This window comes from Pseudorhodobacter sp. (assembly GCF_034675685.1).
Taxonomy (GTDB): domain Bacteria; phylum Pseudomonadota; class Alphaproteobacteria; order Rhodobacterales; family Rhodobacteraceae; genus Pseudorhodobacter.
This window is the reverse complement of the sequence record NZ_JAUCDA010000006.1, coordinates 1-26,986: the sequence shown is the minus strand read 5'-3', so window position 1 is coordinate 26,986 and position 26,986 is coordinate 1. Positions and strand designations below refer to the sequence as shown.

21 protein-coding genes and 2 pseudogenes are annotated in these 26,986 nt (G+C 58.8%); 18 read left to right on the top strand and 5 right to left on the bottom strand.

Annotated features, from left to right (window positions below):
* The first annotated feature begins 16 nt into the window (after positions 1–16).
* The 11 genes and pseudogenes from VDP61_RS06750 to VDP61_RS06700 all read left to right on the top strand — a co-directional run bounded on the left by VDP61_RS06750 (position 17) and on the right by VDP61_RS06700 (position 14,595).
* The gene (locus tag VDP61_RS06750) at positions 17–3,292 is read left to right on the top strand and encodes a hypothetical protein (RefSeq protein ID WP_323006187.1); all 3,276 of its coding nucleotides are present in this window, start codon (positions 17–19) and stop codon (positions 3,290–3,292) included.
* A gap of 262 nt (positions 3,293–3,554) precedes the next feature.
* Positions 3,555–4,010 (top strand): Lrp/AsnC family transcriptional regulator, encoded by a 456-nt coding sequence (locus VDP61_RS06745; protein WP_323006186.1) that lies wholly within the window; start codon positions 3,555–3,557, stop codon positions 4,008–4,010.
* A 47-nt stretch (positions 4,011–4,057) separates the two neighbouring features.
* Positions 4,058–5,977, top strand: coding sequence for a cation:proton antiporter (locus VDP61_RS06740; protein WP_323006185.1), 1,920 nt, complete (start codon positions 4,058–4,060; stop codon positions 5,975–5,977).
* A gap of 198 nt (positions 5,978–6,175) precedes the next feature.
* Complete coding sequence (locus tag VDP61_RS06735) at positions 6,176–6,583, top strand: universal stress protein (RefSeq protein WP_323006184.1); 408 nt, start codon at positions 6,176–6,178, stop codon at positions 6,581–6,583.
* Positions 6,584–7,002: 419 nt separating this feature from the next.
* Complete coding sequence (locus VDP61_RS06730; protein ID WP_323006183.1) at positions 7,003–8,040, top strand: LacI family DNA-binding transcriptional regulator; 1,038 nt, start codon at positions 7,003–7,005, stop codon at positions 8,038–8,040.
* 114 nt (positions 8,041–8,154) lie between these two features.
* Positions 8,155–9,468: an ABC transporter substrate-binding protein gene (locus VDP61_RS06725; RefSeq protein ID WP_415234355.1), complete on the top strand. Its 1,314-nt coding sequence runs from the start codon at positions 8,155–8,157 to the stop codon at positions 9,466–9,468.
* Positions 9,469–9,572: 104 nt separating this feature from the next.
* Positions 9,573–10,446: pseudogene (locus VDP61_RS06720) on the top strand (carbohydrate ABC transporter permease).
* A 28-nt stretch (positions 10,447–10,474) separates the two neighbouring features.
* Complete coding sequence (locus VDP61_RS06715) at positions 10,475–11,305, top strand: carbohydrate ABC transporter permease (protein ID WP_323006181.1); 831 nt, start codon at positions 10,475–10,477, stop codon at positions 11,303–11,305.
* A gap of 12 nt (positions 11,306–11,317) precedes the next feature.
* Positions 11,318–12,322: an ABC transporter ATP-binding protein gene (locus VDP61_RS06710; RefSeq protein WP_323006180.1), complete on the top strand. Its 1,005-nt coding sequence runs from the start codon at positions 11,318–11,320 to the stop codon at positions 12,320–12,322.
* Positions 12,319–13,092, top strand: coding sequence for an L-iditol 2-dehydrogenase (locus VDP61_RS06705; protein WP_323006179.1), 774 nt, complete (start codon positions 12,319–12,321; stop codon positions 13,090–13,092). Before VDP61_RS06710 ends, VDP61_RS06705 begins: the two co-directional genes overlap by 4 nt.
* 13 nt (positions 13,093–13,105) lie before the next feature.
* Positions 13,106–14,595 (top strand): annotated as a pseudogene (locus tag VDP61_RS06700) (mannitol dehydrogenase family protein).
* Between the two features lie 264 nt (positions 14,596–14,859).
* Here VDP61_RS06700 and VDP61_RS06695 read toward each other — a convergent pair.
* Together VDP61_RS06695 and VDP61_RS06690 are read right to left on the bottom strand one after the other, a co-directional pair.
* A complete protein-coding gene (locus VDP61_RS06695) occupies positions 14,860–15,471 on the bottom strand; it encodes a peptidylprolyl isomerase (RefSeq protein WP_323006178.1) in 612 nt (203 codons plus the stop codon).
* Positions 15,464–15,970, bottom strand: a complete 507-nt coding sequence (locus tag VDP61_RS06690) for a peptidylprolyl isomerase (protein WP_323006177.1) — start codon at positions 15,968–15,970, stop codon at positions 15,464–15,466. The genes VDP61_RS06695 and VDP61_RS06690 overlap by 8 nt, the downstream gene beginning before the upstream one ends.
* 125 nt (positions 15,971–16,095) lie before the next feature.
* Between VDP61_RS06690 and VDP61_RS06685 the strand changes: the two genes are divergently transcribed.
* From VDP61_RS06685 to VDP61_RS06655, 7 genes are all read left to right on the top strand, one after another.
* Positions 16,096–17,289, top strand: coding sequence for a phosphoglycerate kinase (locus tag VDP61_RS06685; RefSeq protein WP_323006176.1), 1,194 nt, complete (start codon positions 16,096–16,098; stop codon positions 17,287–17,289).
* 4 nt (positions 17,290–17,293) lie between these two features.
* Positions 17,294–18,076 carry an SDR family oxidoreductase gene (locus VDP61_RS06680; protein ID WP_323006175.1) on the top strand — a complete coding sequence of 261 codons (783 nt, stop codon included), beginning with the start codon at positions 17,294–17,296 and terminating at the stop codon, positions 18,074–18,076.
* 107 nt (positions 18,077–18,183) lie between these two features.
* A complete protein-coding gene (locus tag VDP61_RS06675; protein WP_323006174.1) occupies positions 18,184–19,077 on the top strand; it encodes a fructose bisphosphate aldolase in 894 nt (297 codons plus the stop codon).
* A gap of 124 nt (positions 19,078–19,201) precedes the next feature.
* Positions 19,202–19,504: an FtsB family cell division protein gene (locus VDP61_RS06670; protein ID WP_323006173.1), complete on the top strand. Its 303-nt coding sequence runs from the start codon at positions 19,202–19,204 to the stop codon at positions 19,502–19,504.
* A gap of 246 nt (positions 19,505–19,750) precedes the next feature.
* A complete protein-coding gene (gene pdhA, locus VDP61_RS06665; RefSeq protein ID WP_323006172.1) occupies positions 19,751–20,740 on the top strand; it encodes a pyruvate dehydrogenase (acetyl-transferring) E1 component subunit alpha in 990 nt (329 codons plus the stop codon).
* A gap of 14 nt (positions 20,741–20,754) precedes the next feature.
* Entirely contained in the window at positions 20,755–22,128 is a 1,374-nt protein-coding gene (locus VDP61_RS06660; RefSeq protein ID WP_323006171.1) for a pyruvate dehydrogenase complex E1 component subunit beta, read from the top strand.
* A gap of 11 nt (positions 22,129–22,139) precedes the next feature.
* Entirely contained in the window at positions 22,140–23,438 is a 1,299-nt protein-coding gene (locus VDP61_RS06655) for a pyruvate dehydrogenase complex dihydrolipoamide acetyltransferase (RefSeq protein ID WP_323006170.1), read from the top strand.
* A 72-nt stretch (positions 23,439–23,510) separates the two neighbouring features.
* Here the strand turns inward: VDP61_RS06655 and cysE are convergent, their stop codons facing one another.
* The 3 genes from cysE to VDP61_RS06640 form a co-directional block, all read right to left on the bottom strand.
* The gene (gene cysE, locus VDP61_RS06650; protein WP_323006169.1) at positions 23,511–24,320 is read right to left on the bottom strand and encodes a serine O-acetyltransferase; all 810 of its coding nucleotides are present in this window, start codon (positions 24,318–24,320) and stop codon (positions 23,511–23,513) included.
* Between the two features lie 95 nt (positions 24,321–24,415).
* Entirely contained in the window at positions 24,416–24,709 is a 294-nt protein-coding gene (locus VDP61_RS06645) for a hypothetical protein (protein ID WP_323006168.1), read from the bottom strand.
* A 13-nt stretch (positions 24,710–24,722) separates the two neighbouring features.
* Positions 24,723–26,986: baseplate multidomain protein megatron (locus tag VDP61_RS06640; RefSeq protein WP_323006167.1), on the bottom strand; the 2,264-nt coding region annotated here is incomplete at its 5' end.

Here is a 26,986-nt window from a genome sequence, read left to right as displayed (position 1 = left end):
GTGCTAGACTCGTACAATGAAACCAAATTTTGCTCTGAATATCACTGATTCCGCTGTCAGTCTTCTCCACCGTACCGCGCGCGGGTGGCTGGAAGTTGGATCTGCCGCTTTCGATGCCCCCGACCTGGAGGAGGCGCTTGCCTACATGCGCTCAACGGCGCTTGGGCTGTCGCCTGCGGGTATTACGACCAAGCTGATCCTGCCGCCGGGACAGATTCTTTATACCGAAGCCGAGGCACCCGGCCCTGACAAGGCCGCCCGAGAAGCGCAGATCAGGGCTGCCCTTGCAGGCCGCACGCCTTATGACGTGGAAGAACTGGTGTTTGACTGGTGGGGCACCGGACCCACGGTTCAGGTGGCTGTGGTCGCCCGCGAAACGCTGGAAGAGGCCGAGGCCTTTGCCCAGACGCATCGCTTCAACCCGGTGTCTTTTGTTACCATCCCGGCTGAGGGCCAGTTTGCCGGTGAGCCGTGGTTCGGCGCATCCCGGCTTGCGCCAGCACTTTTGCCCGAAGGTGAAAAGATCACCCGCGACCAAGACCCGGTAAAGGTGATCACGCGTGATCTGCCAAAGGATGATGGGGCCGCGCCCAAGGATGCCGAAAAGCCGGCAAAGGCTGCCGCAGAACCGCATAGCGCAAAAGCCGAAGCCAAGCCCGAAGCCGAAGCCAAGCCGGTGGTGAATCCCGAGGCCGAGGCGCAAAAGGCCCGCGAAGCGGCCCTTGCCAGGCAAGCAGCCGAACAAGCCGCAGCACAAGCAGCCAAGCAGGCCGCCGAGGCAGACCAACGCGCCGCAGAAGAGGCCGAGGCCACCCGCAAAGCCGAAGCCCTGACCCGGGCTGCGCTTGAGGCGGATACAGAGGCGATCCGCAAAACCGAAGCCGCCAAAGCAGAGATGGAAAATCGGGCGCAGGCGCTGGCGCAGGCCGAAGCGAAACGTCTGGTCCAAGAGGCGGAAAAGACAAAATCGGCCCATCTTGAACGCGAAAGGGCCAGGGCGGCCCTGATAGAGGCCGAACGCAAGCGCGCAAAAAGCGATCAGGCTGCGGCCGAAGAGGCGGCAGCGGCGTTTAACGGTGTCAGCGATCCCGGCATTGCGGACACCAAAGAGACTGCCCCCCCCCCGGCTGCGCCGACCTTTTCCAGCCGACGGCGCGAAGATGGGCAGGCCCAACCCCTGCCCCGGCCCGAAATCGTGCCTGTGGGCAAGCCTCTGGCAGAGCCAGTGTCGCCCCCCCCGTCGCCGCTTGTGGCTGGCACGCCCAAAGAAAAGCCCCAGGCCCCTGTGGTCTCGAAGGTTTCGCCTGTCGCAACAGGCAGGCTTGTTGGCCCGGTTCCCAAGAAACACAGGGTGCTGATTGCAGACGCTGTGGCAAGCCCTGCGGTAAATGTGGGTACGGCGGCAAGTGTTGGCGCAACTGCGGGGCCCGGCCCTGCGGCAGCCCGCCCGTTGAATGGCATCGCCAGCCTTTCAAAAGGCCGCAAGGCCGTGTTGGACAAGCTGGCCGCCCTGCCCGCAGCCAAAACTGGCGCCAAAACTGCTGCCGAAGCCCCGCCCACCCAGAAAACGCCGGTGGCGGCCCGTGTGATCGGCACCTCTGCGGCACTTTCGCGCTTCAAATCCAAGATGACGCCAAAGCCCACAGCGGACACGGCTGGCAAGAAGGAAAAGAGCGCGGCGGAAGGGTTGGTGCATACAACAGCCGCAGACGCTTCGATGGGCAAGTTTGGGGCCAAGCTGGCAGCGCGCCGGGGCAAGCCACGTTTCCTTGGCCTTATCATGACGCTGGTATTGCTTGCAGCGCTTGCTGGCGTAGCGGCGTGGTCGTCGCTGTATCTGTCACGCGACACGACGACGCCCGCGACGACGCAACTGGCCGGTGAAGCCGAGCCCGCTATCGCGGAACAGCCTGCAGATATGGCCGCTGGCCCCGAACTTGGCCCCGAACCCCTTCCCGACGGGGCGCTTGGCGCAGATCAATCGACGCTTGCGCCCCCTGAAAACCTGGTTGTGACCGATGCGGAAGCTGCGGCAGATGCCGAAGCGGAATTGCCCCCCACACAAGAGTTGACACAAGAACGGCCCGCCCCGGTTGAGACGCCGGTGCCTGAGGTCGCGACAATCACGCCCCCCCTTTCAGCCAGCCCCGAAATCTCTGCCAGCCAAGAAACCACGCAAGCGGCAGGACCAGACAACGGGCCACAAGATGAGATCATTCTGGCAACGATCGACGGCGCGCAACCAGCCTTTGATGCCGTAGCTTTGCCACGCCCACAATCGCAGCCCGATGCAGCCCCAGCTGCCGTGACCCCGCCGCCGCCCTTTGGCACCCAATATGAATTTGAACCCGATGGCAGTATCAAGGCAACCGCAAATGGTGTCGTGATGCCCGACGGGTTTTGGCTGATCGCCGCGCGCCCGCCTGTGGCCCCGCCGCCACGCCCGGCGGCAATCTCGGGCCCGGCGGCAACACCCGAGGCCGCTGCCCCGCTTGCACCACAGCCCGATATTGCGGCGACCGATACAGCCGGGGCAAGCACGGCAGGATTGACAGCGCAGGCCAGCGCAGGCCCCCCCTCTGCCTTTGAACAAGATACCTCGGTTGAAAGCCGCCGCCCACGGGAACGACCGAACCGCCCGGAACCCGCAGCAGAACCGGGGCAGGCCGACGATGAAGCCACCCTGACCGCTGCCGACCCGGCGCTGACGCGACTGACAAGCTTGCGCCCGCGCGCACGCCCGCAAGCAGTGGTCGACATTGCCGAAGCCGCGCGCAAGGCTGCGGCCGCGGCATCGCTTGTCGTGCAAGCCGCCGCACAGCAAAAGACCGAGCAAGAGAGCGCGGCACAAGCCAGCCCGATGGCGGTGGCCTTGTCGCCACGCCCGACGGCCCGCCCCCGCGACTTTTCGCGCGCGGTTGAGGCCGCAATTGCCGCCGCAACACAAGAAACCACCACGCGCAAGGTCACCGCACCCGCCCCTGTCCCCGATGCAGAAGAAGCCGATGAGCCAGAAATCAAGGTTTCAGCGGCCCCGCGCATCCCGACCCATGCAAATGTCGCCAAGCAGGCGACCTTCAAGAATGCAATCAACCTGTCAAAGACCAACCTGATTGGCGTTTATGGCCCGGACAACAAACGCTATGCGTTGATCCGCAGCTCGTCAGGGCGCTATACAAAGGTGCGTGTGGGCGACCGGGTGGATGGTGGCACTGTGGCCGCGATCACCCGCAATGAGTTGCGCTATAAAAAGGGCAACCGGATGTTGACCCTGGCAATGCCAAAGGGTTAGGCTTTTGCCTTGGGTCCGGGATTTCGTTGAACCCGCACAGATCACCTGCCCCCCCCCCAAGCCCATCATGACGACCAACGGGGTTTTCAGCCGAAAGGCAGGCCGTTGCGGCTGGATATGGGAAACATTCCGTGAAAACCATGAATTTGCGTAACAAAAGTTTATCGCATCTGTCATCGTAACTTTGCACATTTTTTGATAAACTTGCGTTGGGCATGCGTGAAGCGCGCGTCTTATTGCCATTTACTGCGAGGATTGCGCATTGCTGGATGATCTAAACTCCCGCCTGCTAAGCGAAGTTCAGCGAAACGCAATGCTGACGGCGCAGGAATTGGGCGAGCGCCTGAACCTTTCGGCCTCACAGGCCGGACGGCGCCGCCAACGGTTGGAGGCCGAAGGCTATATCACGGGGTACACGGCGCGGCTGAACCCTGACCTTGTGGGGCTGACGGTGCAGGCCTTTGTGCAGATTCAGGTGGCCAGCCATGCCCCCGACGGCGTGCGCAGTTTTGCCAATCTGATTTCCCAGCGGCCCGAGATTATCAGCGCCTGGACCCTGACAGGCGAGGCGGATTATCTGCTGCGGGTCTGGTGTGCCGATTTGGCCGGGCTGAACAGCTTGATCCATGATGTTCTGCTGCCGCATCCGGCGGTATCGCGGGCGCAAAGCCAGATTGTGATGGATCAGTTCAAACCCGACACCGCCTTGCCAACCTGATTGCCGGCCTGCCCCACCCAGTTGTTACGCACCAAAAAAGGATAACCATGGAAAGTTTTCTGCTTCAGGCCTCAATCTACCTTGGCGCGGCTGTGCTTATCGTGCCTTTGGCTGTCCGGCTTGGGCTGGGGTCTGTGCTGGGCTATCTTGCGGCAGGGATTCTGGTCGGGCCGATCATGGGGCTTGCCGGTACGGAAACCGCAGACCTGCAACATTTTGCCGAATTTGGTGTGGTGATGATGTTGTTCCTGATCGGGCTGGAGCTGGAGCCACGCGCGCTTTGGGATATGCGGCACAAGCTGATCGGCCTGGGGGGCTTGCAGGTGGTGCTGACCACGGCGTCCATTGCCCTGGTGGCGCATTGGCTGGGGTTCAGCTGGCAGGTCGGGGTGACGCTGGGAATGCTGTTTTCCCTGTCTTCCACCGCCATCGTGCTGCAAACCCTGTCAGAAAAGAACCTGATGCGAACCGGCGGCGGGCGGGCCACCTTTGCCGTGCTGCTGACCCAGGATATCGCGGTGGTGCCGATTTTGGCGATCATTCCGCTGCTGGCGATCAGTGGCACCGGCCTGCCCGAGGGGATAACGGCGTCAACCTTTGGCATCAACAACGGTGCCGGGATTGCTGCCACCGATGACCATGCAACCGGGGCCGCCGAGCCATTGCTGACACTTGTACAATCGCTGCCGGGCTGGGCGGTGACGCTGATGACACTGGGCATCGTGATCGGCATCATGCTGGTCGGGCATTTTCTGACCCGGCCGATCTTCCGCTTTGTCCATGCCTCGCGCTTGCCGGAAATGAGCACGTTCATTTCCTTGCTGATGGTGCTGGGGATTGCCTTTTTGATGATGTTGGTCGGGTTGTCACCTGCTTTGGGCACCTTTCTGGCCGGGGTGGTTTTGGCCAACTCAGAGTTCCGGCATCAGCTAGAGGCCGATATTCAGCCCTTCAAGGGCATCTTGATGGGGTTGTTTTTCATCACTGTTGGCGTCGGGATCAACTTTGGCGTGCTGTTGGCCAACCCGTTGCTGGTGGTGTCGCTGACGCTGGCGGTAATTGCGCTGAAAATCGGGGTGTTGCTGTTCCTGTCGCTTATCTTCAAGATTCGCGGGCATAACCGCTGGCTGTTTGCCCTGGGTCTGGCACAAGCGGGCGAGTTTGGCTTTTTGCTGGTCAGCTTTGCGCGGAAACAGTCGATCCTGCCCCCTTCCATCGCGGAAATCGTGCTGTTGATCATCAGCTTGTCGATGCTGCTGACCCCGGCCCTGTTCATCGGCTATGAGGCGCTGGCACGGCGGATGAAGGCGCGCGAAACCGAACGCCCGGCAGATGAGATAGATGAGCAAGGCCGGGTCATCATTGCCGGCATCGGGCGGTTTGGCCAGAACGTCAACCGTCTGGTCCGGATGAGCGGTGGCTCCACCGTCGTTCTGGACAGTGATATGGGCGCGATTGAGCAGATGCGCCGCTTTGGGGCCAAAGGCTTTTTTGGTGACCCGACACGGCCAGAGTTGCTGGAAGCGGCGGGGCTGGCAGAGGCGTCGGTTTTGGTCGTCGCCGTGGATAGCCCTGAAAACGCGTTGAAAATCGTGACTCATGCCCGCAAACAGCGCCCCGATCTGCATATCATTGCGCGCGCGTATGACCGCCCGCATGTGTTCGCGCTGTACCGCGCCGGGGCCAATGATATTGTACGCGAAACCTATGACAGCTCTATCCGGGCGGGGCGCTATGTGCTGGAAAACATCGGCTTCACCGATTACGAGGCCTCGAAGATGTCACAGACCTATTTCAAGGTAGAGCGCGCAGCCCTGCGTGATCTTGCCGCCTTATGGGTGCCGGGGCAACCTGTGCATCTGAATGATGCTTATGTCGCGCGCGCCTTGCAGCTGGAACGCGATCTGGCCGCCGCAATGAGCCAGGATCTTGATGAAACCCGCGCCAATCTGGATGCCGCCCAGTAACCAGCACAGCGCTGGAACCAGGCTGCGGCCATTGTGGCCCCAAAGGCCGCAGCCCATCGGCAAATAACGACGATCTGCACCGTGCCCGGCTTGCGGCCACCCCACATGACAAAATAGCCACTTCTAACTTCGTGAATGTGTTGTTACGCTTCCTTATCTGATGTCTTCGCCCGCACCCGTAATCGAATGGAGAAGTCGATGTTTCAACATATTCTGGTCGCCATCGCGTTTGATGAAGAAAAAGACCCCGAACGGGCGTTGCAAGTGGCCGCAAAATTGGCCGACGGCCCTACACGCGTGACAGTGCTGCATGTCAAAGATGAAGTGCCAAGCTATGCGATCGCCTATATGCCCGAAGATTATGATCTTGGCCTGAAACAAGCCATTTACGACCAGCTTTCTGTTTTGGCCAAGCGTTTTAAAAATGGGCGTGCCGTGCTGATTGAGGGCCATTCCGGCCGGACCATTCTGGATTGGGCCGAAAAGAACGATGTTGACTGCATTGTCCTCAATTCGCACAAGCCAAACATCACAGATTACTTTTTAGGGGGGACTGCAACCGTGGTGGTGCGCCATGCAAAATGCTCGGTGCATGTGATACGGTGATGGGATTGGCCTGAAACACCCCCGGCTTGCCCAAGACCGCCACCCTGGGCAAGCCCATTTGTAACGATTTCGCAGCTTATCCGTCGGTTGGCCGTGCGCTGCGCCGGATGCACCAAGGCGCGCGCGCAAAAGCCTTGATCAAAGATCCTGCCTTTCGATCCTTGGACTGCGCTCCGCATGGTTTTGGGCCATTCATGCTGGCCCGCTGCCCCCCCCCGCCAAAGAGCGTAAAAGCCCGCGCAGCCCGTCCTGATTCTTTTGCATAGAGAGAGCAAGGCCCCGGAACACACCGGGGCCACTTGCATTGCTGCACCGCCCCCAGACCCTAACGCTTTACACGCGTAAAAAAATGTCGGACTGTGCCTCATCAACCTTGGATGCTACCAGCCAACTTGGGGACGACAGAAAAGGGGACCTGCATGGTAAAGCCAACGATCAACACGATGGAGGAGCTGTCAGAGGCCATTGGCGTATCGCGCCCGACCTTGTCGCGCTATTTCCAAAGCCCCGACAGCGTGCGGGGCAAAACATCGGAAAAGATCCGCCTTGGTCTTGAGCGGGTCGAATATGTGCCGAATTTTTTCGCAACGCGGATGAACCGCAAGACGACGGGAATCATTGGCGTCATCATTCCCTATCTGAACGATCTGTTCTTTACCAAGCTGCTTGAAGCCATTGAAATCGCCGCAATGGATGCGGGGTTCACGGTCATCACACAATGCTCACATTCCGACCCGACGATAGAGGCGCGGGCGGCAGAAACGCTGATGTCCATGAGCGTGGATGGCGCCCTGGTAGCGCCCCTGGGGAACCAAAGCGACCCGGAAACCTATCGACGGCTAGGGGCCCGCCTGCCCTTTGTCTTGGTGGATTCCCGGCCAAAGACCATGCCTGACGTGGATTTTGTCGGCACGGATCACATTCAAAGCACTGGTATCATGACAGAATACCTGTGCCGCGTCGGTCGGCCCCCGATTTTCCTGGCCATGCCCCGCGTCAACTTCAACGCGATAGAACGCGAAAACGCCTATATCGGAAAAATGCGGGCATTGGGGCATGCGCCGATTGTGATCGGCACAGAGCTGATCGCACAGGACTGGCATTTTGAGGCCCATGGCGAGGCGGTGCTGAATCAGCATTTCTCACGCGGGGCCTATACGGACCGCTCGATTCTCTGCGTCAATGACCGTGTTGCCATCGGTGCGATCCGTGCTGCATCGCGGCATGGCCTGCTGCCGGGGCGTGCGGCCAAGGATGGTTTGCGCATCGCCGGGCATGATGACTACCCGCTTTGCCCCTTTACCACCCCGGCCCTGTCTACCGTTGCGCAAAATGTGGAAGCTATTGGCAAGGCGTCGGTTTCGCGTCTGGTTGACCTGATCCGAAATGAGAACAGCGTAAAGCAGCCCCAGATTCAGTTGTTTGATGGGGTCTTGAAATTGCGTGAATCCGCGTAGACGCGCAACAATGCTGCTGCGCAGAAAAAGAACGATAAAAAAATTTCTTGACGAATGGTGGTTTCTCTCGCTATCTTTTACACATGTAAAAAACGGGAGGTCATTTACATGACGATGAAACGCACACTTCTGAACTCGGCTGTTGGACTTGGTCTTGCCGTTGGTTTTGCCGCCACTGCCGGCGCCGAAACCCTGACAATTGCGACCGTGAACAACGGCGACATGATCCGCATGCAGGGTCTGACCGAAGATTTCACCGCGAAGAACCCCGACATCACGCTGGAGTGGGTGACGCTGGAAGAAAACGTCCTGCGCCAGAAGGTCACGACCGATGTTGCGACCAAAGGTGGTCAGTTCGACGTTATGACCATCGGCACCTATGAAGTTCCGATCTGGGCCAAGCAAGGCTGGCTGACATCGCTGGATGACCTGCCTGCCGAATGGGACAAGGGCGATTTGCTGCCCGCAATCGCTGGCGGTCTGTCGGTGGATGGCAGCCTGTATGCCGCGCCCTTCTACGGCGAAAGCTCTATGGTGATGTACCGCAAGGATTTGATGGAAAAGGCTGGTTTGACCATGCCCGACGCGCCAACCTGGGCGTTTATCAAAGAAGCTGCCGCCGCGATGACCGACAAGGACGCCGAGATTTATGGCATCTGCCTGCGTGGCAAGGCGGGCTGGGGCGAAAACATGGCCTTCCTGACCGCGATGTCCAACTCGTTTGGCGCAAAGTGGTTTGATGAAAACTGGAACGCCCAGTTTGACAGCAAGCCGTGGGCCGATACGCTGAACTTCTATCTTGATCTGATGACCAACTACGGCCCTCCGGGTGCGTCGGGCAACGGGTTCAACGAAAACCTGTCCCTGATGCAAACCGGCAAATGTGGCATGTGGATTGATGCGACGGTTGCTGCATCCTTTGTATCCAACCCCAATGACAGCAAATTTGCTGATCAGATGGGCTATGCACTGGCCCCCGACAATGGTCTGGGCAAGCGCGGCAACTGGCTTTGGGCCTGGTCGCTGGCTATCCCCACCAGCACCGATGCCCCCGAGGCCGCAAAGAAGTTCGTAGCCTGGGCCACATCCAAAGAGTACACCGCCCTTGTTGCATCCAAGGAAGGCTGGGCGAACGTGCCTCCGGGAACGCGGACCTCGCTCTATGAGAACGCCGAGTATCAGGCCGCGGCACCCTTTGCGAAAATGACGCTCGACAGCATCAACTCGGCTGATCCAATGCAGCCAACCGTTGATCCGGTTCCGTACACAGGTGTTCAGTTCGTGGCCATTCCTGAATTTCAGGGCATTGCAACTGCCGTCGGCCAACAGTTCTCGGCTGCGCTGGCTGGTACGATGTCGGCTGCCGATGCGCTGGCTGCAGCACAAGGCCTGACCGTGTCCGAGATGAAGGCAGCAGGCTACAACTAAGCCGCCGCCCTGTCTGATGGGGCCGGCCAGAAAATTGGCCGGCCCCATTGCCTTTTCCAGATCAAACGCTGGAACACCCCCACCGCATTTGCAGGATGGTTCCCATGTCCACACAACATTCCCGCTCTGCCGCAAAGCTGATGATTGCGCCCGCGACGTTTCTATTGTTCGTCTGGATGCTCATCCCGCTGGTAATGACAATCTACTATTCCTTCCGCCGTTACCGCCTGTTGTCGCCCGAGCGGCAAGGCTGGGCCGGTTTTGACAATTATTCCAACTTTATCAACAACCCCGCGTTCTGGAGCGCGATGGGCAACACGTTGTTATTGGTGGGTGGCGTGCTGATCATCACCATTGTTCTGGGTGTTTTGTTTGCCTTGTTGCTGGATATGCCGATGTACGGGCAAGGCATTGTGCGCATTCTGGTCATCGCGCCCTTTTTTGTGATGCCCACGGTTTCCGCGCTGGTCTGGAAGAACTTTTTCATGAACCCGGTGAATGGCCTTTTTGCCTTTGCGGCCAAGGCGCTGGGGATGCAGCCTTATGATTTCCTTAGCCAGGCGCCGCTGGCCTCGATCATCGGGATCGTCAGTTGGCAATGGTTGCCCTTTGCGACGCTGATCTTGCTGACCGCGATTCAAAGCCTTGACAGTGAGCAGTTGGAGGCCGCCGAAATGGATGGCGCGTCGCCCCTCAGCCGCTTTTTCTACATCAAGCTGCCACATCTTGGCCGCGCGATTACAGTTGTGATCTTGATTCAGACCATTTTCCTGCTGTCGGTCTTTGCTGAAATTCTGGTCACCACCAATGGCGGGCCGGGCACAGCCAGCACCAACCTGACCTATCTGGTTTACGCCAAAAGCCTGCTGTCCTTTGACGTCGGTGCGGGGTCTGCGGGGGGTGGTGATTGCGATTATTCTGGCCAATATCGTTGCCATCTTCCTGATGCGCGCCATCGGCAAGAACCTGGATTCCTAACCCCATTAGCACAGACGGAGGACTATTGATGGCCCGTGCAATATCAACACGACGCAAAATCGGCCTTACCGCCCTGGCCTGGGCTTTGGGTTTGCTGATTTTCTTTCCGATCCTATGGACGTTTCTGACCAGCTTCAAATCAGAAGCCGATGCGATTGCCGACCCGCCGCTATTCTTTACCTTCAACTGGACGCTGGAAAACTATTTCGCGGTGCAGGAGCGCTCGGATTACTTCAAGCACTTCTGGAATTCGGTTGTGATTGCGGGCGGCTCCACGCTGCTGGGGCTGATCATTGCGGTGCCTGCGGCCTGGTCGATGGCCTTTGTGCCGGGCAAATACACCAAGGATATCTTGATGTGGATGCTGTCAACCAAGATGATGCCGCCGGTTGGGGTGCTGATCCCGATATACCTGATTTTCCGCTCTACGGGCCTTCTGGACAGCCGAGCCGGCCTTGTCATCGTGATGACCCTGATCAACCTGCCGATCATCGTCTGGATGCTTTATACCTATTTCAAGGAAATTCCCGGCGAAATTCTGGAAGCGGCACGGATGGATGGCGCAGGCCTGCGCGAAGAAATCCTGTATGTGCTGACGCCAATGGCCATTCCCGGCATCGCCTCGACCTTGCTACTGAACGTGATCCTGGCCTGGAACGAGGCCTTCTGGACGCTGAACCTGGCCACCGCCAAAGCGGCGCCGCTGACCACATTCATCGCCAGCTATTCCAGCCCCGAAGGGTTGTTCTATGCCAAACTCAGCGCCGCCTCGATCATGGCCATCGCGCCGATCCTGATCATGGGCTGGTTCAGCCAAAAACAACTCGTCCGCGGCCTAACCTTTGGCGCAGTGAAATAAGGAGCTCAGACTATGGGACGTATTACCCTTGATAAGGTGACAAAGCGCTTTGGCGATGTAGAGGTCATTCCGCCGCTGGATCTGACGATTGAAGAGGGCGAGTTTGTGGTGTTCGTCGGCCCCTCGGGCTGCGGTAAATCCACGCTTTTGCGCCTGATAGCGGGGTTGGAGGATGTTACGGGCGGCCAGATCCGCATTGATGGCAAAGACGCCACGCTGACGCCCCCGGCCAAACGCGGGCTTGCGATGGTGTTTCAATCCTACGCGCTCTACCCGCATATGTCGGTGCGCAAGAACATCGCCTTTCCGCTGCGCATGGCGGGGATGGACAAGGCCGAACAGGACCGCCGCATTGAAAATGCTGCCAAAATCCTGAATCTGACCGATTACATCGACCGCAAACCCGGCCAGCTTTCGGGCGGCCAGCGTCAGCGGGTGGCCATTGGCCGCGCGATCGTGCGCGAACCGGCAGCGTTTTTGTTTGATGAACCGCTGTCCAACCTTGATGCCGCGTTGCGGGTTGGCATGCGGCTGGAGATTACCGAACTGCACGCCCGCCTGAAAACCACGATGATCTATGTGACCCATGATCAGGTCGAAGCCATGACCATGGCCGACAAGATCGTGGTGCTGCGCGCGGGGCATATCGAACAGGTCGGCAGCCCGCTGGAACTGTACCACCGCCCGCGCAACCTGTTTGTGGCAGGTTTCATCGGCAGCCCGAAAATGAACCTGATCGCGGGGGCCGAGGCGAAAAAACACGATGCCACCACCATCGGCATCCGCCCTGAACATCTGTCGGTGTCGGCAACGGCGGGGGCATGGAAAGGCCGGGTTGGCGTGTCGGAACATCTTGGCTCTGACACGTTCTTTTATGTGCATGATACCGGGCTGGTCGATGACATCACCGTGCGCGTCGCCGGCGAGGTTGCGTTGAAATCAGGCGATACCGTGTATTTGACGCCCGACGCTGACAAGATCCACCGTTTCAATGACAAGGGGCTGCGCATCGCATGACACGTCTTTCTGGAAAATCCGCGCTTATCACAGGCTCTGCACGCGGTATCGGTCGCGGCTTTGCCGAGGCTTATGTGCGCGAAGGGGCCACCGTCGCCATTGCCGATATCAACCTGCAGGCAGCGCAGGCCACGGCCGCCGAGATTGGCGCTGCGGCCTATGCCGTGGAACTTGATGTCACAAATCAAGACAGCATTGACGCGGCAATGGCGGCGGTGGTGGCGCGCGCGGGCAAGCTGGACATCTTGATCAACAACGCCGCGCTGTTTGATGCGGCCGAAACGGTCGATATCACCCGCGCCAGCTATGACAGGCTCTATGCCGTCAACGTGGCTGGCACCCTGTTCACCATGCAGGCCGCAGCCGTGCAGATGATCAAGCAAGGTCATGGCGGCAAGATCATCAACATGGCCTCGCAGGCGGGTCGTCGCGGCGAAAGCCTTGTGCTGGTCTATTGCTCCACCAAGGCTGCGGTCATTTCCATGACGCAATCGGCGGGGCTGAACCTGATCAAGCATGGCATCAACGTCAATGCCATCGCGCCCGGCGTGGTGGATGGTGAGCATTGGGTGCATGTGGACAGCATGTTCGCCAAATTGGAAGGCAAAGCACCCGGCCAGAAAAAGGCCGAAGTGGCTGCTGGTGTGCCCGCAGGCCGCTTTGCAACGCCAGACGACCTGACGGGGATGGCGATTTTTCTGGCCTCGGCCGAGTCTGATTACATCGTGTCGCAGACGTATAACGTCGACGGCGGGCAATGGATGAGTTGATAGGAACATTAGCATGAAATTGTCCAACGCCACACTGGCCAGCGTGCCGAAAACCGTTCGGGTGCCGCGCTATGACCGCGCCACCCTGACACCGGGAATCGTGCATATCGGGCTTGGCAACTTTCACCGTGGCCATCAGGCGTGGTATTTGCACCGATTGTTTGATCTTGGCATCAACCATGATTGGGCGATCATCGGGGCAGGTGTACGCGCCACCGATGCGGCGATGCGTGACAAGCTGCTTGCCCAGGATTGCCTGACCACATTGATAGAACTCGGGCCTTCACAGACATCAGCCGAGGTGACAGGCTCGATGATCGGTTTTGTTCCGGTTGAAGACGGCAACGGCGCCCTGATCCGCCAAATGGCCGCCGCCGCGATCCGCATCGTGTCGCTGACCGTCACCGAAGGGGGCTATTACATCGCACCGAAAGGCGGCGGTTTTGACGCGACACACCCCGACATCTTGCATGATGCAGCCCATCCTGACACCCCGAAAACCGCCTTTGGCGCGATGGTTGCCGCGTTAAAGCTGCGCCGCGCGCAGGGGATTGGCCCCTTCACCTGCCAAAGCTGCGATAATCTGCAAGGGAATGGCGCGATTTGCGGCAAACCGTCGTCGGCCTTGCGCAGATGACGGACCCCGTGCTGGCCGATTGGATCGACGCGACTTGCAGTTTTCCAAATTCGATGGTCGATTGCATCGTGCCCGCAACCGGCCCGAATGAACTGGTACTGGCCCGCGACTTTGGCATCGAGGATGCGGCCCCCGTAACCCATGAAAACTATCGCCAATGGGTGATCGAGGATGCTTTCTGCGCCGGGCGCCCCGATTGGGACAAGGTCGGGGCAACCTTTACCGATGATGTCCACGCCTATGAGGTGATGAAAATCCGCATTCTGAACGCGGGTCACCAAGTCATCGCCAACCCCGGCGAGGTGCTGTCTGTCGCAACCATCGCGGGCTGTATGGAACATCCGGCAATTCGCGCCCTGTTTCGCAAGGTCGAAACCACCGAGATCGCCCCGCATGTGAAACCTGTGCCCGGCATGACCCCCGCCGCCTATATCGACCTTATCGAACGGCGATTCTCCAACCCGGCCATCGTCGACACAACGCGCCGCGTTGCCTTTGATGGCTCGTCCCGTCATACCGGGTTCTTGCTGCCGATCATCCGGGACGGCCTTGCATCGGGCACGCCGATCGAGGGGCTGGCCCTGGTCGAGGCGATCTGGGCGCGCATGTGCGAAGGCACCCGCGAAGATGGTAGCCAGATCCTGGCCAATGACCCACATTGGAACGCGCTTCAAACGGCTGCCTGCGCCGCCAGAACCCGACCGATGGCATGGTTGGAGCAAAGCCACATCTACGGCGATCTGGCGTCCGAACCTGCCTTTGCCGATGCTTTTGTAAAATGGCTTGGCAGTCTTTGGCAAAAGGGCTGTGTGAAAACCATAGAGGATTACTGTAAACTGCCCCATAGCGTTTCGGAAAAAACCTGAATCGCCAATGCCTTGGGCGCATGGCGCGGCAGGGTCTTGGCGATCAATGCGGTATCAAATCTTGCCTGAAACGCACTGAACCCCTGCTGGGCAGCGCTGTTCAAACCGGCGGTGCGGCCCAGAAACGGCAGGGCAAAAGCCGCATCACGCGGTTGTGGGCAAGGCTATCTCTGCGTTGCCCAGCCTGTGCGTGCGGTCTGCGTGCCGCATGACAGAAACGGCCGCGATTGGCCCGCCCCGCATCACGCGAGACGGGCCAAGGGCTTATTTTTCAACCGTGACGGAAACCATTTGGTCTGGCCCGGAAACCTCGCCATTGGCACCCGCCCCGCGCTTGATTTTGTCAACCACATCCATGCCGTCAATCACCCGGCCCACGACCGTATATTGATTGTCCAAAAACGGACCCGGCGCAAACATGATGAAAAACTGGCTATTGGCCGAATCCGGGCTTTGGCTGCGGGCCATCCCCAAAACGCCACGCTCAAAGCTTTCGTTGGAAAACTCTGCCGGGATATTCGGCAGGTCAGAACCGCCCATACCCGCGCGCGAGGTATCGCCCCCCGCTTTTCCGAACTGAACATCCCCGGTCTGGGCCATGAACCCATCAATCACCCGGTGAAAGACCACCCCGTCATATTTTCCAGCTTCGGCAAGCGCCGTGATTTGTGCCACATGCTTGGGCGCCAGATCGGGCAACAGATCAATGACAACCTTGCCATTTGCCTCGCCCGCAATCTCGACCACAAGGTTGGGGCCGGGGCCATCGACAGCCTGCGCCATCGCTGGCGTGGCGGATTGAGACAACGCCCACCCCCCCAGAACGGCGAGGCCAAAGGCAAAAAATCCGCCCGCGATCAGGTTTTCCTTACGCATCGGCGGCCACCTTGACGCTGATCATCCGGTCCGGCGCTGCGGGCGGCTCGCCTTTGGCGATCGCGTCAACATGCTCCATCCCGGAAATCACGCGGCCATAGACCGTGTATTGCCCGTTCAGGAAATCATTGTCCTTGAAGTTGATGAAAAACTGGCTGTTGGCCGAATTCGGGTTTGACGACCGCGCTGCGCCCAGGGTTCCGCGCGCATGCGGCAGCTTGGAAAACTCTGCCGGAAGGTCGGGCTTGTCTGACCCGCCGGTCCCGGCGCGGCCAAGGTTGAAGCCGTTCTCCATATTGCCGTGCTCCACATCGCCGGTCTGGGCCATGAAACCATCAATCACACGGTGAAAGCAGACGTTGTCATAGGCACCGGCGCGGGCCAGTTCCTTCATCCGCGCGGTATGGGCCGGGGCCACATCGGCAAGCAGCGCAATGGTTACAGTGCCACCTTTGAGTTCCATCAAGATTGTGTTTTCGGGGTCTTTGATATCAGCCATCTGGCGCTCCTATGGATTTTATGACGCACAACCTAATCATCCGGGGCACAGATGGAAAGGGCTAACCATTGACGAAAGCACTGGGATAGGGTCGAAGGGAGGGAATGGATTTCGAGGAGGCTGCAATGGCTTGGAAGACGCTTGATGACATGACCCTGACCGGCAAGGTTGCGCTTGTGCGGGTTGATCTGAATGTGCCGATGGAAAATGGCAGGGTCACCGATGCAACACGGATCGAGCGCATCGTGCCCACAGTTGCCGATATTTTGGCCAAGGGTGGCAAACCCGTGCTTTTGGCCCATTTCGGCCGCCCGAAAGGCACGGTGGTGCCCGAGATGAGCCTTGAACAGGTTGTGCCGGCGTTGCAAGCCGCCCTGCCCGGCGTCAAGATTACCTTTGCCAGTAACTGCATTGGTGGCCCGGCAAAGACGGCAATCGCGGCAATGGGCGCGAATGAGGTGGTTTTGCTGGAAAACACCCGCTTTCATGCCGGTGAGGAAAAGAACGATGCCATGCTGGCGGCAAGCATGGCGGCCCTGGGTGAGGTCTATGTGAATGATGCCTTTTCCGCCGCACACCGGGCGCATGCCAGCACCGAAGGCATCGCGCGGCTGCTGCCCGCCTGTGCAGGCCGTCTGATGCAGGCGGAGCTTACGGCGCTGGAGGCTGCTTTGGGCACCCCGAACCGCCCCGTGGTCGCGGTTGTCGGCGGGGCCAAAGTATCAACCAAGCTGGAGCTTTTGGGCAATTTGGTGACCAAGGTCAACCATCTGGTCATCGGCGGCGGCATGGCCAATACATTCCTTGTGGCCCAAGGAATTGAGGTTGGCAAAAGCCTTGCCGAGCGGGATATGACCGAAACCGCGCTGGCCATTCTGACCAAGGCAGACCAATCGGGCTGTGCCATTCACTTGCCCATGGATATCGTCGTGGCGCGGGAATTCAAGGCGGGTGCCGACAGTGAGGTGGTGCCAGTTGATCTTTGCCCAAAGGATGCAATGATCCTTGATGCAGGCCCCAAGACCGTCGCCAATATCGCCAGCGTTTTTGCTGCTTCGCGCACGCTGATCTGGAATGGCCCCCTGGGTGCATTTGAAATCGCCCCGTTTGACGCCGCCACCAATGCCGCCGCGCAAAAGGCTGCTGAACTGACCCGTGCGGGGACGCTGGTTTCCGTGGCGGGCGGGGGCGATACCGTGGCAGCCCTGAACAAGGCCGGTGTGGCCGAACAATTTACCTATATTTCCAGCGCTGGCGGGGCCTTCCTTGAATGGATGGAAGGCAAAGACCTGCCCGGCGTTGCGGTCTTGAAAGGATAGAACGATGGCAGTTTGGGCCCTGATTACCGGAGCATCCGAAGGGTTGGGGCGCGAATTTGCCATTCTGGCCGCGCAGTCGGGGTTTGATGTTATCCTGACCGCCCGGCAAGAAGACAAGCTGCAAGCGCTCGCGCAGCAGTTGGAACAGGAATATCATGTGGCCGTGGTGGTGCTGCCTGCCGATCTTGCAGATGCCGCCGCCGTTGAGAGGCTGTGGCGCGACGCTTCGACTGACCGCCATATCTCGATTTTGGTGAACAATGCGGGGCTTGGCCGCAATGGCCCCTTTGCCGAAGCGGATAACTGGCCAAGAGAGGCCGCGTCGATTGCGGTCAATGTGGTGGCGGCGACAATCTTGATGAAGCGCGCCGTGGCGCATATGGTCGAGCACGGCTCTGGCCGGGTTTTGAATGTCGCCTCGGTGGCGTCGTTTTTGCCGGGGCCGAACATGGCGGTGTACCACGCCACAAAGGCCTATTTTCTATCGCTGTCCGAAGCTGTTGCAACAGAATTGCGCGGAACGGGTGTGACCATTACGGCCCTGTGCCCCGGTGCCACAAGGACGGCGTTCTTTGCCGCAGATGATGCCCAGAAAGCGACCTTGGTAACAAGAATGGGCATGGCTTCGGCAAAATCGGTGGCAAGATCGGGCTGGGCGGCGATGGAGAAAGGCAAGCGGATCAAGGTGCCCGGATTCTTGAATACCGTTTTTGCAAACCTGCCCCGCCTTGCCCCACGCGCCCTTGTTGCCTGGGTGCTTGCCATCCTGCTTGAACGACGCGCCTGAGCGCTAAACTTTGCGCCGTTAGCGCCAACAGAATTGAACGGTTGCGCGCTTGCCGTTATGTCCTGTCCAACCGGGGCTGTGCCCTTTTGAACAGGTGGGACAAAATCATGCCGAACAGCAAACAATCCGAACAGATGCGCAAGGGCGCTGGCTTTATCGCGGCCCTTGATCAAAGCGGCGGCTCTACCCCCAAGGCGCTGCGGCTGTATGGCATTGAGGAAAGCGCCTATGCATCTGAATCCGAGATGTATGACCTGATCCACAGCATGCGGTCGCGTATCATCAAATCGCCCGGCTTTACCGGAAACAAGGTGATCGGTGCGATCTTGTTTGAACAGACCATGGACCGCGCGATTGATGGCATCCCCACAGCGACCTATCTGTGGGAAAAGCGTGGGGTTGTGCCCTTCTTGAAAATCGACAAGGGGCTGGAGGCAGAGGCCAATGGTGTACAACTGATGAAACCCATTCCGGGGTTGGTGGCCTTGCTGGCCCGTGCCGCCGAAGCGGGCATTTTCGGCACCAAGGCACGCTCGGTGATCAACGCCGCCAATGCGCTTGGCATCGAGATGATTGTCGCCCAGCAATTCGCTTTGGGCGCCGAGGTAACCGCCGCGGGCCTGATGCCGATCCTGGAACCGGAGGTCACGATTTCCATTGTCGACAAGGCCGCGGCCGAAGACCTGCTTCTGGCCGCGATCCTGCGCCATCTTGATGCCCTGCCCGCAGGCCAGCAGGTCATGCTGAAATTGACCTTGCCCACCAAAGCCAACCTCTATCAGCCCTTGGTCGATCATCCCGGCGTGATGAAGGTTGTGGCGCTTTCGGGCGGCTATAGCCGGGACGAGGCGAACCAGATCCTCGCGCAAAACAAGGGTGTCATCGCCAGCTTCAGCCGCGCCTTGTCCGAAGGGCTGAGTGCGGATCAAACAGAGGCGGATTTTGACGCAACCCTGGCACATGCGATCAGCAGCATCCATGCCGCCTCGGTTGCCGGATAAAACCGGGGCGCAAGCCAAAGGCCAAAATGCCGGAATTCCCCTGTTTTGGGGGATTCCCTTTGCAGATCACTTGTGCCATCATAGCCCCAGCCCCCGCATGAGAGGGGTATGAGGCAGCACGCAGATGACACCGCCAAAACCACGCCCCGCAATCGCGTCGCTTTTGTTGATGATCCTGGCCGTCAGCCTTGGCGGCTACTTTACCTTTGCCGCCGTGCAGGGTGATTATGGGGTGTTTCGGCAAGTGCAGTTGCGGGCCGAAGAACGCGCCTTGATTGACAAGCGCGACGCCCTGCGGGCGGAACTGGCCGGGATGAAAAACCTGACCCACCGCCTGTCTGACAGCTATCTTGACCTTGATCTTCTGGATGAACAGGCCCGCGATGTCCTGGGGTATCTGCGCGCCGACGAAATCGTCATCCGCTGACGCCGCCTGCCTTTCCCCAACGCAATCGCGTTTTGACTTTGGCTTGAAGCACGGCTCATCCCGTAACACATTGAAATCTTTTTTCAGCCAGCGCTATGTGAAGCAGATTCAAGGCGAGGCGCCTTGGCGCCGCAGTTTTGCGGTGCATTCGTGTTTGGCGCGCCCGTCAGCTTTGTTCTTGTTTTTTCAAAGCCCGCAAACTAGTTTAATACTGAACTACTTCAACCTTTGACGGAGGGGCGCTTCATGGCTGCGGAAAAGAAACCCAAGACTTCAAATACATCCAAAGATGAGCTCATGGGGTTTTACCGTGAGATGCTGTTGATACGTCGTTTCGAGGAAAAGGCGGGGCAGCTATACGGGATGGGGCTGATCGGCGGTTTCTGCCATCTTTATATCGGGCAAGAGGCGGTCGTCGTTGGCATCGAAGCTGTGGCCAAAGAGGGTGACAAACGGATCACCAGCTACCGCGATCACGGCCATATGCTGGCCTGCGGCATGGACCCCAAGGGCGTGATGGCCGAGTTGACAGGGCGTGAGGGCGGCTACTCCAAAGGCAAGGGCGGCTCGATGCATATGTTCTCGAAAGAGAAGCATTTTTATGGTGGTCATGGCATTGTCGGTGCGCAGGTGCCCTTGGGTGCGGGGCTGGCCTTTGCCGATAAATACCGCGGCAATGACAATGTGACCTTTGCCTATTTTGGCGATGGGGCCGCCAACCAGGGTCAGGTTTATGAAACCTACAATATGGCAGAGCTGTGGAACTTGCCGGTCGTTTTTGTGATTGAAAACAACCAATACGCCATGGGCACCAGCATGAAACGCTCGACCAAATCGCCGTCCTTGTGGGAACGCGGTGCCGCTTACGGCATCAAGGGCGAGGCCGTGGATGGGATGGATGTGCTGGCGGTAAAGGCCGCTGCGGAAAAGGCAGTTGCGGTTTGTCGCGCGGGCGAAGGGCCTTATATTCTGGAAATGCACACCTACCGCTATCGCGGACATTCCATGTCGGACCCAGCGAAATACCGCACCCGCGAAGAGGTGCAAAAGATGCGCGATGAAAAAGATGCGATCGAGCATGTCCGCGACCTGTTGCTTCAGGGGGGGCATGCAACCGATGACGATCTGAAAGCCATCGACAAAGAGATCAAGGCGGTCGTCAACGAGTTGGCCGAATTCGCCAAAGATAGCCCGGAGCCCGCATTGGACGAGCTTTGGACAGATATTTACGCCTGAGGGGGATAGACATAATGGCAACAAAAATTCTCATGCCGGCGCTCTCTCCAACGATGGAAGAGGGCACTTTGGCCAAATGGCTGGTCAAAGAGGGCGACACCGTAAAAGCCGGTGATATCATGGCCGAAATCGAAACCGACAAGGCCACGATGGAGTTTGAGGCCGTCGATGAGGGGATCGTCGGCAAGCTGCTGATTGCGGAAGGAACGGCAGGCGTAAAGGTCAACACGCCCATCGCCGTTTTGGTAGAGGAAGGCGAAAGCGCCGAGAATACCGCCGCCCCCACCGAAACAGCCGCCACCAAAACCGAAACGGCCCCAAGGGCCGATGCAAACGCCAAACAGTCGGTCAGCGCCGCGGTCGAGGTGAAATCCAACGCCTCTCCCGATTGGCCAGAAGGCACGCCGATGAAAACCATGACGGTGCGTGAAGCGTTGCGCGAAGCGATGGCCGAAGAAATGCGCGCCAACGAGCTGGTGTTTCTGATGGGCGAAGAGGTTGGCGAATACCAGGGGGCCTACAAGATCAGCCAAGGTTTGCTGGATGAATTCGGCCCCCGCCGCGTGGTTGATACGCCGATCACCGAACATGGGTTTACCGGAATCGCCGTGGGCGCGGCCTTTGCTGGCCTGAACCCGATTGTTGAGTTCATGACCTTCAACTTTGCCATGCAGGCGATTGATCAGATCATCAACTCGGCCGCCAAGACGCTGTATATGTCGGGGGGGCAAATGGGGTGCCCGATTGTGTTTCGGGGCGCCAACGGCGCTGCGGCCCGTGTGGGGGCGCAGCACAGCCAGGATTTTGCCGCTTGGTATGCAATGGTTCCGGGGCTGAAGGTGGTGATGCCCTATTCGGCGGCGGATGCGAAAGGCCTGCTGAAACAGGCGATCCGCGATCCCAATCCGGTGATCTTCCTTGAAAATGAAATCATGTATGGCAAATCCTTTGATGTACCGGATCTGGAAGATTTCACCATTCCCTTTGGCAAGGCCCGGATTTGGCGCGAGGGATCGGATGTTACAATCGTGTCTTTCGGTATTGGCATGACCTATGCGCTGGAAGCTGCGGACAAGCTGGCCGAAGATGGGATTTCTGCCGAAGTGATCGACCTGCGCACCCTGCGCCCGATTGATTACGACACGGTTCTGGCAAGTGTGCAGAAAACCAACCGTTGTGTCACGGTTGAGGAAGGCTGGCCCGTGGGGTCGATCGGCAACCACATCTCGGCTACGATCATGCAACGTGCCTTCGATTATCTGGACGCGCCAGTGATCAACTGCACCGGCAAGGATGTGCCAATGCCCTACGCTGCCAATCTTGAAAAACACGCATTGATCACGACCGCCGAAGTGGTCGAGGCCGTTAAATCTGTCTGCTACCGCTAAGGAGAAACGCAATGGCGACACAAATCTTAATGCCCGCGCTTTCCCCCACGATGGAAGAAGGCACGCTTGCAAAATGGTTGGTAAAAGAAGGCGACACGGTAAAATCCGGCGATATTCTGGCCGAGATTGAAACCGACAAAGCCACCATGGAATTTGAAGCCGTCGATGAGGGCATCATCGGCAAAATTCTAATCACGGAAGGTACGGCAGGGGTGAAGGTAAACAGCCCTATTGCTGTGCTGCTGGAAGAGGGCGAAGACGCCGCTGCCAGCGACGTTACCCCGCAAAAAGACGCGGCCAAAGCACAAACCGCCAAACCCGAGGCCGCTGAAGTCACCGCGGCCCCTGCCCCGGCAACCGCGAAACCCGCAGGCGCGCGCGTCTTTGCATCCCCCCTCGCGCGGCGAATTGCGGCTGAAAAAGGCATTGATCTGGCGCAGATCAGCGGCTCTGGCCCGCATGGCCGGATTGTGAAGGCCGATGTTGAAGCTGCGAAGCCCGCAGCAACCAGCACCGCAGCCCCGGCAGCCGCCCCCGCCCCCGCACCGGCAGCGACTTCGGCGCCTGCAATGGCAACAGGCGCCTTGGCCGAAACGGTGAAAAAGATGTTCGCCGACCGCGACTATACTGAGGTTCCGTTGGACGGTATGCGCAAGATCATTGCAGCCCGTCTGACCGAAGCCAAGCAAACCATCCCGCATTTCTATCTGCGCCGTGACGTGCAGCTTGATACTTTGATGGCTTTTCGCGCCACGCTCAACAAACAGTTGGAAGGGCGTGGGGTGAAGCTGTCGATCAATGACTTCATCATCAAGGCTTGCGCCAACGCGTTGCAAACCGTGCCAGATTGCAACGCGGTATGGGCCGGAGATCGGATATTGAAGCTGAAGCCGTCAGATGTCGCGGTGGCCGTGGCAATTGAGGGTGGACTGTTCACACCGGTCTTGCGCGATGCACATCAAAAGTCGCTCTCGGCGCTTTCGGCAGAAATGAAAGACCTGGCGACCCGTGCCAAAACCAGAAAGCTGGCACCACATGAGTATCAGGGCGGCAGTTTTGCCATTTCCAACCTCGGGATGATGGGAATTGATAATTTCGATGCCGTGATCAACCCGCCGCATGGCTCTATCCTTGCAGTTGGTGCCGGCGTGAAACGGCCGGTTGTCAATGCTGCGGGCGAGATAGTGGTGGCGACCGTCATGTCGATGACGCTTTCGGTCGATCACCGCGTGATTGATGGCGCTTTGGGGGCCACCTTTTTGCAGGCCGTCATAGATAACCTGGAAAACCCGATGGCGATGCTGGCTTGATCTGGGCCAGACAGCAAAACGGCCCGGCCATATTTCATGGCCGGGCCGTTTCTCATTCAAAGGCAATGCGGTTCAGGCCTCACGATCGAATACCTGATCCATCGTGATGGAGGGTTGATCGCACCCGGCCTCGCCCACAACGCGCGCGGGCACCCCGGCAACAGTCTTGCAACACGGAATATCATGCAAAACAACCGACCCTGCCGCGATGCGCGAACAGCGCCCGATCTTGATATTGCCCAAGACTTTCGCGCCCGCCCCGATCAAAACACCGTCACCGATTTTCGGGTGGCGGTCGCCATGTTCCTTGCCGGTGCCGCCCAAGGTTACAGAATGCAGCATTGAAACATTGTCACCAACAACAGCCGTTTCACCGATCACGATCGAATGGGCATGGTCTATCATGATGCCGCGCCCAATTTTTGCAGCGGGGTGGATATCAACGCCAAACACCTCTGATACCCGCATTTGTACGAAATACGCCAAATCCTGCCGCCCTTGCGCCCAAAGCCAATGGCCAATGCGATAGGCCTGAACCGCCTGAAACCCCTTGAAAAACAGCAATGGCTGAAGATAGCGGTTGCAGGCCGGGTCACGATCCAGCACGGCGGTAATATCGGCCCGCGCGAATTGTCCCAACTGGGCATCTGACGCAAAAGCCTTGTCGGCAATTTCACGCAAGATTTGCTCACTCATCTCGGCAGAGGCAAGCTTTAGCGAGAACCGGTAAGCCAATGCCCGCTCAAACGAGGGATGATGCAAAACGCTGGAGTGAATCAACCCACCCAAAAGCGGCTCTGCTGCAATAGCCTGCACCGCCTCTTGGCAGACAGATTGCCAAACCGGATCAATGCTAGCGACTTTCTTTTGTTTTTCCGCCAAGGCTGGTCTCCTGAATGTTCAAGGCGACACTATAAGCGAAAACACCTGCCAACGTCCATCGCAGGTCAGTCGTTTCCGGCGTCCTGACGCCGATTTCACCTGCGGTTGGCGCGCCTCCAGGCAATCAACTGCTGCAAGACAAGGTGCATTGCCTCGATATAGGCAGGGTTGTTCAAAAAGGGCTCGGCGCTTTTCGGTGTTGGAAAGGCGGCGGCCATCAGGCTGCCATTGCCCCATTTTCGATGGGGCACGCCTGTGCGTTTCACCACCTTGTCAGCCATATGAGCATGATCAAGCATGGTTGTTGCAGTCTGCGCCCACGCCTGCGGCGGCACTTCCAGCAATGATCGTGCCGCCGCGATGATATCACCGATCAGGATCTGGCGCATCTGCCCCCCATGTTCAAAGTGCCAGCTCGGTAAAGCGGCCCGGCCCAAACCGATCCGATATCTGCGCGACTGAAACCGTCACGCCCCCCAACGTGGAATCAGCAAGAAACATTACGTTTGTATAGAGCCAACTGCTGGTTGTGGTTGTGAATTCGCGAACCATGGTGCCGACCACAAAAACCCGTATCAGATACTGCTCTTGTACTTCGCCCAAGGGCACCTCGTAAGATTCCCAACTGTCGCCATCGATTCGTGTTCGGCGCAGCCATGAAATCATGCGGTCGCCATTGGGCAGCAGTTTCGCCCCTAAATGCGCGGGCGAATATGGCCGCAGGCCAATGCCGGAAAACGCCTCTACCCGATGTACGACCTCAGGGTCGTCAATGCCGCGCCCTGCCGCACCTATGCGATAGTTGCGCGCCAAACCCCGCGCAGATTGCGCCAAATCAATCTGCGTCAGTGCCGCGTCCACCAGCACCACGATACTGCCCGGTTGCCAGACCTCGGGCATGTTTCCATCGGTTCCCAACTGCCCGCGAAGGCGTTGACTGACCTCATAGACGCCCGGCTCGATCAGGGTGCAGTCTGCAAATTGGAACAGCTCCCAATTGTCCGAACTTCCATCCCCGATGGCCAGCACATTGGCACCATCCAGAACCCCCTGCGCGTCCGTTGCGGAAAGTGTGCCATGGCTCATCTTGATGCGCAGCGGCCTTCCTTTATCCCACAGTCCGGGTCGGGCTGACAACAGGGGGGTCTGTGTCACGCCAAGCGTCGATGGGCGCGTGACCAGCCGATTAAGCACATAGCCGGCGTCGTGAACCGCACTCCACACCGCGACCGATTGCGGCCAGGGCTTTGCCGTCACTGCAATATGCGGCGCATGCTCTGCCTCGTTACCCGTCAACAGCGGCAAGTCCAGAAAAACCGGATAGACCGGAACCGGGGCGACAAACTGGTTGACCTGTCGGCGCTCGTCGGTCACATCCGAAGGGCTATAGACCGACCGCTCTACCCGGACCGCATCGACCAGCAAGGTTTCCGTTTGCTCAACCCTGTCAATGCGGTAAGTCAACCCGTCCAGTTCAACCACATCGCCGGCCCCCAGATGGGCCAATGATCGCGGCAAGGCAAGCCGCGCGGTGTCACGGGCAACGCGCGCTTCGGAAAGCCAGCGCTCGGCGATGCTGCGCCCCTCGGCATCCGTCAGCGTCAGGGCAAGATCGCCCTGCGACACGCCAAAGCTTTCTTCATCAGGAAAGATCGCTTCCACCTGCCGAGCAGAAAAATCGGCCTCGGCCTCGATGAAATTCATCCGAACGCGGCCAGCCGTTTCTGCTGCAGGCGTGCGCATCGTCTCTATGGTTCCCGCCAACGCGCCGGTTTCGGCCAACCGCTCACGTTCGATCGGGACCGGCTTTTGATTGCCGCGCATTTGAAATATCAACCGCCCTTCGCGTTCGATCGCCTCAAACCCATAGGCCAGCATCAAGGGCTGCAAGGCGGCGCGGGCGGTGCCAACCCCTTCGGGTGCATAGCCGCGCACAACCCCGAACAGACCAGACACATCAGATTGCCTCACGCCAGAGCGTTCGCAAATCTCTGCAACGACAAGCGAAAGCGGCTGATTGCTGCTGCGCCCAGTAAGCCAGTGACCGCGCGAATAATTCTCACCATCAGACCAAAGGGCCGCGTTGTTGGGAAACTGCGGAAACGGGCGCGCGTCCCATGCCCAAACATGCGCACGGTCCATATCCAGCATGGGTTTGGCATAGATCGCCGATACCGGATTGTTTTCAGGCTTGGCCCATGCCAACGCCATTGCCCGCAAATATTGCATCTGCATCAGATCATCGCGCCGGCCATTCGAATGGTTTGGCAGGCTCGATTCCGATGATTTGGGATCAAGGAACTTATTGGGCTGGTTCGCGCCTTTGTCGATGGCCGCACAGCCATATTCGGTGAAACGAATAGGCTTTGATTGTGGAACCCAATCGGTTGGCACAGGCTGCCGGGCCCCATCTATCCGCTCATGATGTTCATTCAGCCACCAGCTTTTCAGATCTTTGTAGCGAAACACCCACGGCTCATCATGGGCGCCGTCCTCAATTGGCAAACGGCGCTGCGCGGCTTCGCCCTCAGGGCCGTCATAGTACCAATCATATCCCTCGCCGCCCAAAACATTGCGGCTCAGATACTCCAGGTCATAGATGGATTTATGGTCAGCATCGGCATGTTCGTACCCATCCCGCCAATCCGAAAGCGGCATGTAATTGT

What these genes read in the sequence shown, in the direction of transcription:
- VDP61_RS06750 (WP_323006187.1), top strand. Translation starts at nt 17, where the DNA reads ATGAAACCAAATTTTGCTCTGAATATCACTGATTCCGCTGTCAGTCTT.
- VDP61_RS06740 (WP_323006185.1), top strand. Translation starts at nt 4,058, where the DNA reads ATGGAAAGTTTTCTGCTTCAGGCCTCAATCTACCTTGGCGCGGCTGTG.
- VDP61_RS06735 (WP_323006184.1), top strand. Translation starts at nt 6,176, where the DNA reads ATGTTTCAACATATTCTGGTCGCCATCGCGTTTGATGAAGAAAAAGAC.
- VDP61_RS06730 (WP_323006183.1), top strand. Translation starts at nt 7,003, where the DNA reads ATGGTAAAGCCAACGATCAACACGATGGAGGAGCTGTCAGAGGCCATT.
- VDP61_RS06725 (WP_415234355.1), top strand. Translation starts at nt 8,155, where the DNA reads ATGAAACGCACACTTCTGAACTCGGCTGTTGGACTTGGTCTTGCCGTT.
- VDP61_RS06715 (WP_323006181.1), top strand. Translation starts at nt 10,475, where the DNA reads ATGGCCCGTGCAATATCAACACGACGCAAAATCGGCCTTACCGCCCTG.
- VDP61_RS06710 (WP_323006180.1), top strand. Translation starts at nt 11,318, where the DNA reads ATGGGACGTATTACCCTTGATAAGGTGACAAAGCGCTTTGGCGATGTA.
- VDP61_RS06705 (WP_323006179.1), top strand. Translation starts at nt 12,319, where the DNA reads ATGACACGTCTTTCTGGAAAATCCGCGCTTATCACAGGCTCTGCACGC.
- VDP61_RS06695 (WP_323006178.1), bottom strand. Translation starts at nt 15,471, where the DNA reads ATGCGTAAGGAAAACCTGATCGCGGGCGGATTTTTTGCCTTTGGCCTC.
- VDP61_RS06690 (WP_323006177.1), bottom strand. Translation starts at nt 15,970, where the DNA reads ATGGCTGATATCAAAGACCCCGAAAACACAATCTTGATGGAACTCAAA.
- VDP61_RS06685 (WP_323006176.1), top strand. Translation starts at nt 16,096, where the DNA reads ATGGCTTGGAAGACGCTTGATGACATGACCCTGACCGGCAAGGTTGCG.
- VDP61_RS06680 (WP_323006175.1), top strand. Translation starts at nt 17,294, where the DNA reads ATGGCAGTTTGGGCCCTGATTACCGGAGCATCCGAAGGGTTGGGGCGC.
- VDP61_RS06675 (WP_323006174.1), top strand. Translation starts at nt 18,184, where the DNA reads ATGCCGAACAGCAAACAATCCGAACAGATGCGCAAGGGCGCTGGCTTT.
- VDP61_RS06670 (WP_323006173.1), top strand. Translation starts at nt 19,202, where the DNA reads ATGACACCGCCAAAACCACGCCCCGCAATCGCGTCGCTTTTGTTGATG.
- pdhA (WP_323006172.1), top strand. Translation starts at nt 19,751, where the DNA reads ATGGCTGCGGAAAAGAAACCCAAGACTTCAAATACATCCAAAGATGAG.
- VDP61_RS06660 (WP_323006171.1), top strand. Translation starts at nt 20,755, where the DNA reads ATGGCAACAAAAATTCTCATGCCGGCGCTCTCTCCAACGATGGAAGAG.
- VDP61_RS06655 (WP_323006170.1), top strand. Translation starts at nt 22,140, where the DNA reads ATGGCGACACAAATCTTAATGCCCGCGCTTTCCCCCACGATGGAAGAA.
- VDP61_RS06645 (WP_323006168.1), bottom strand. Translation starts at nt 24,709, where the DNA reads ATGCGCCAGATCCTGATCGGTGATATCATCGCGGCGGCACGATCATTG.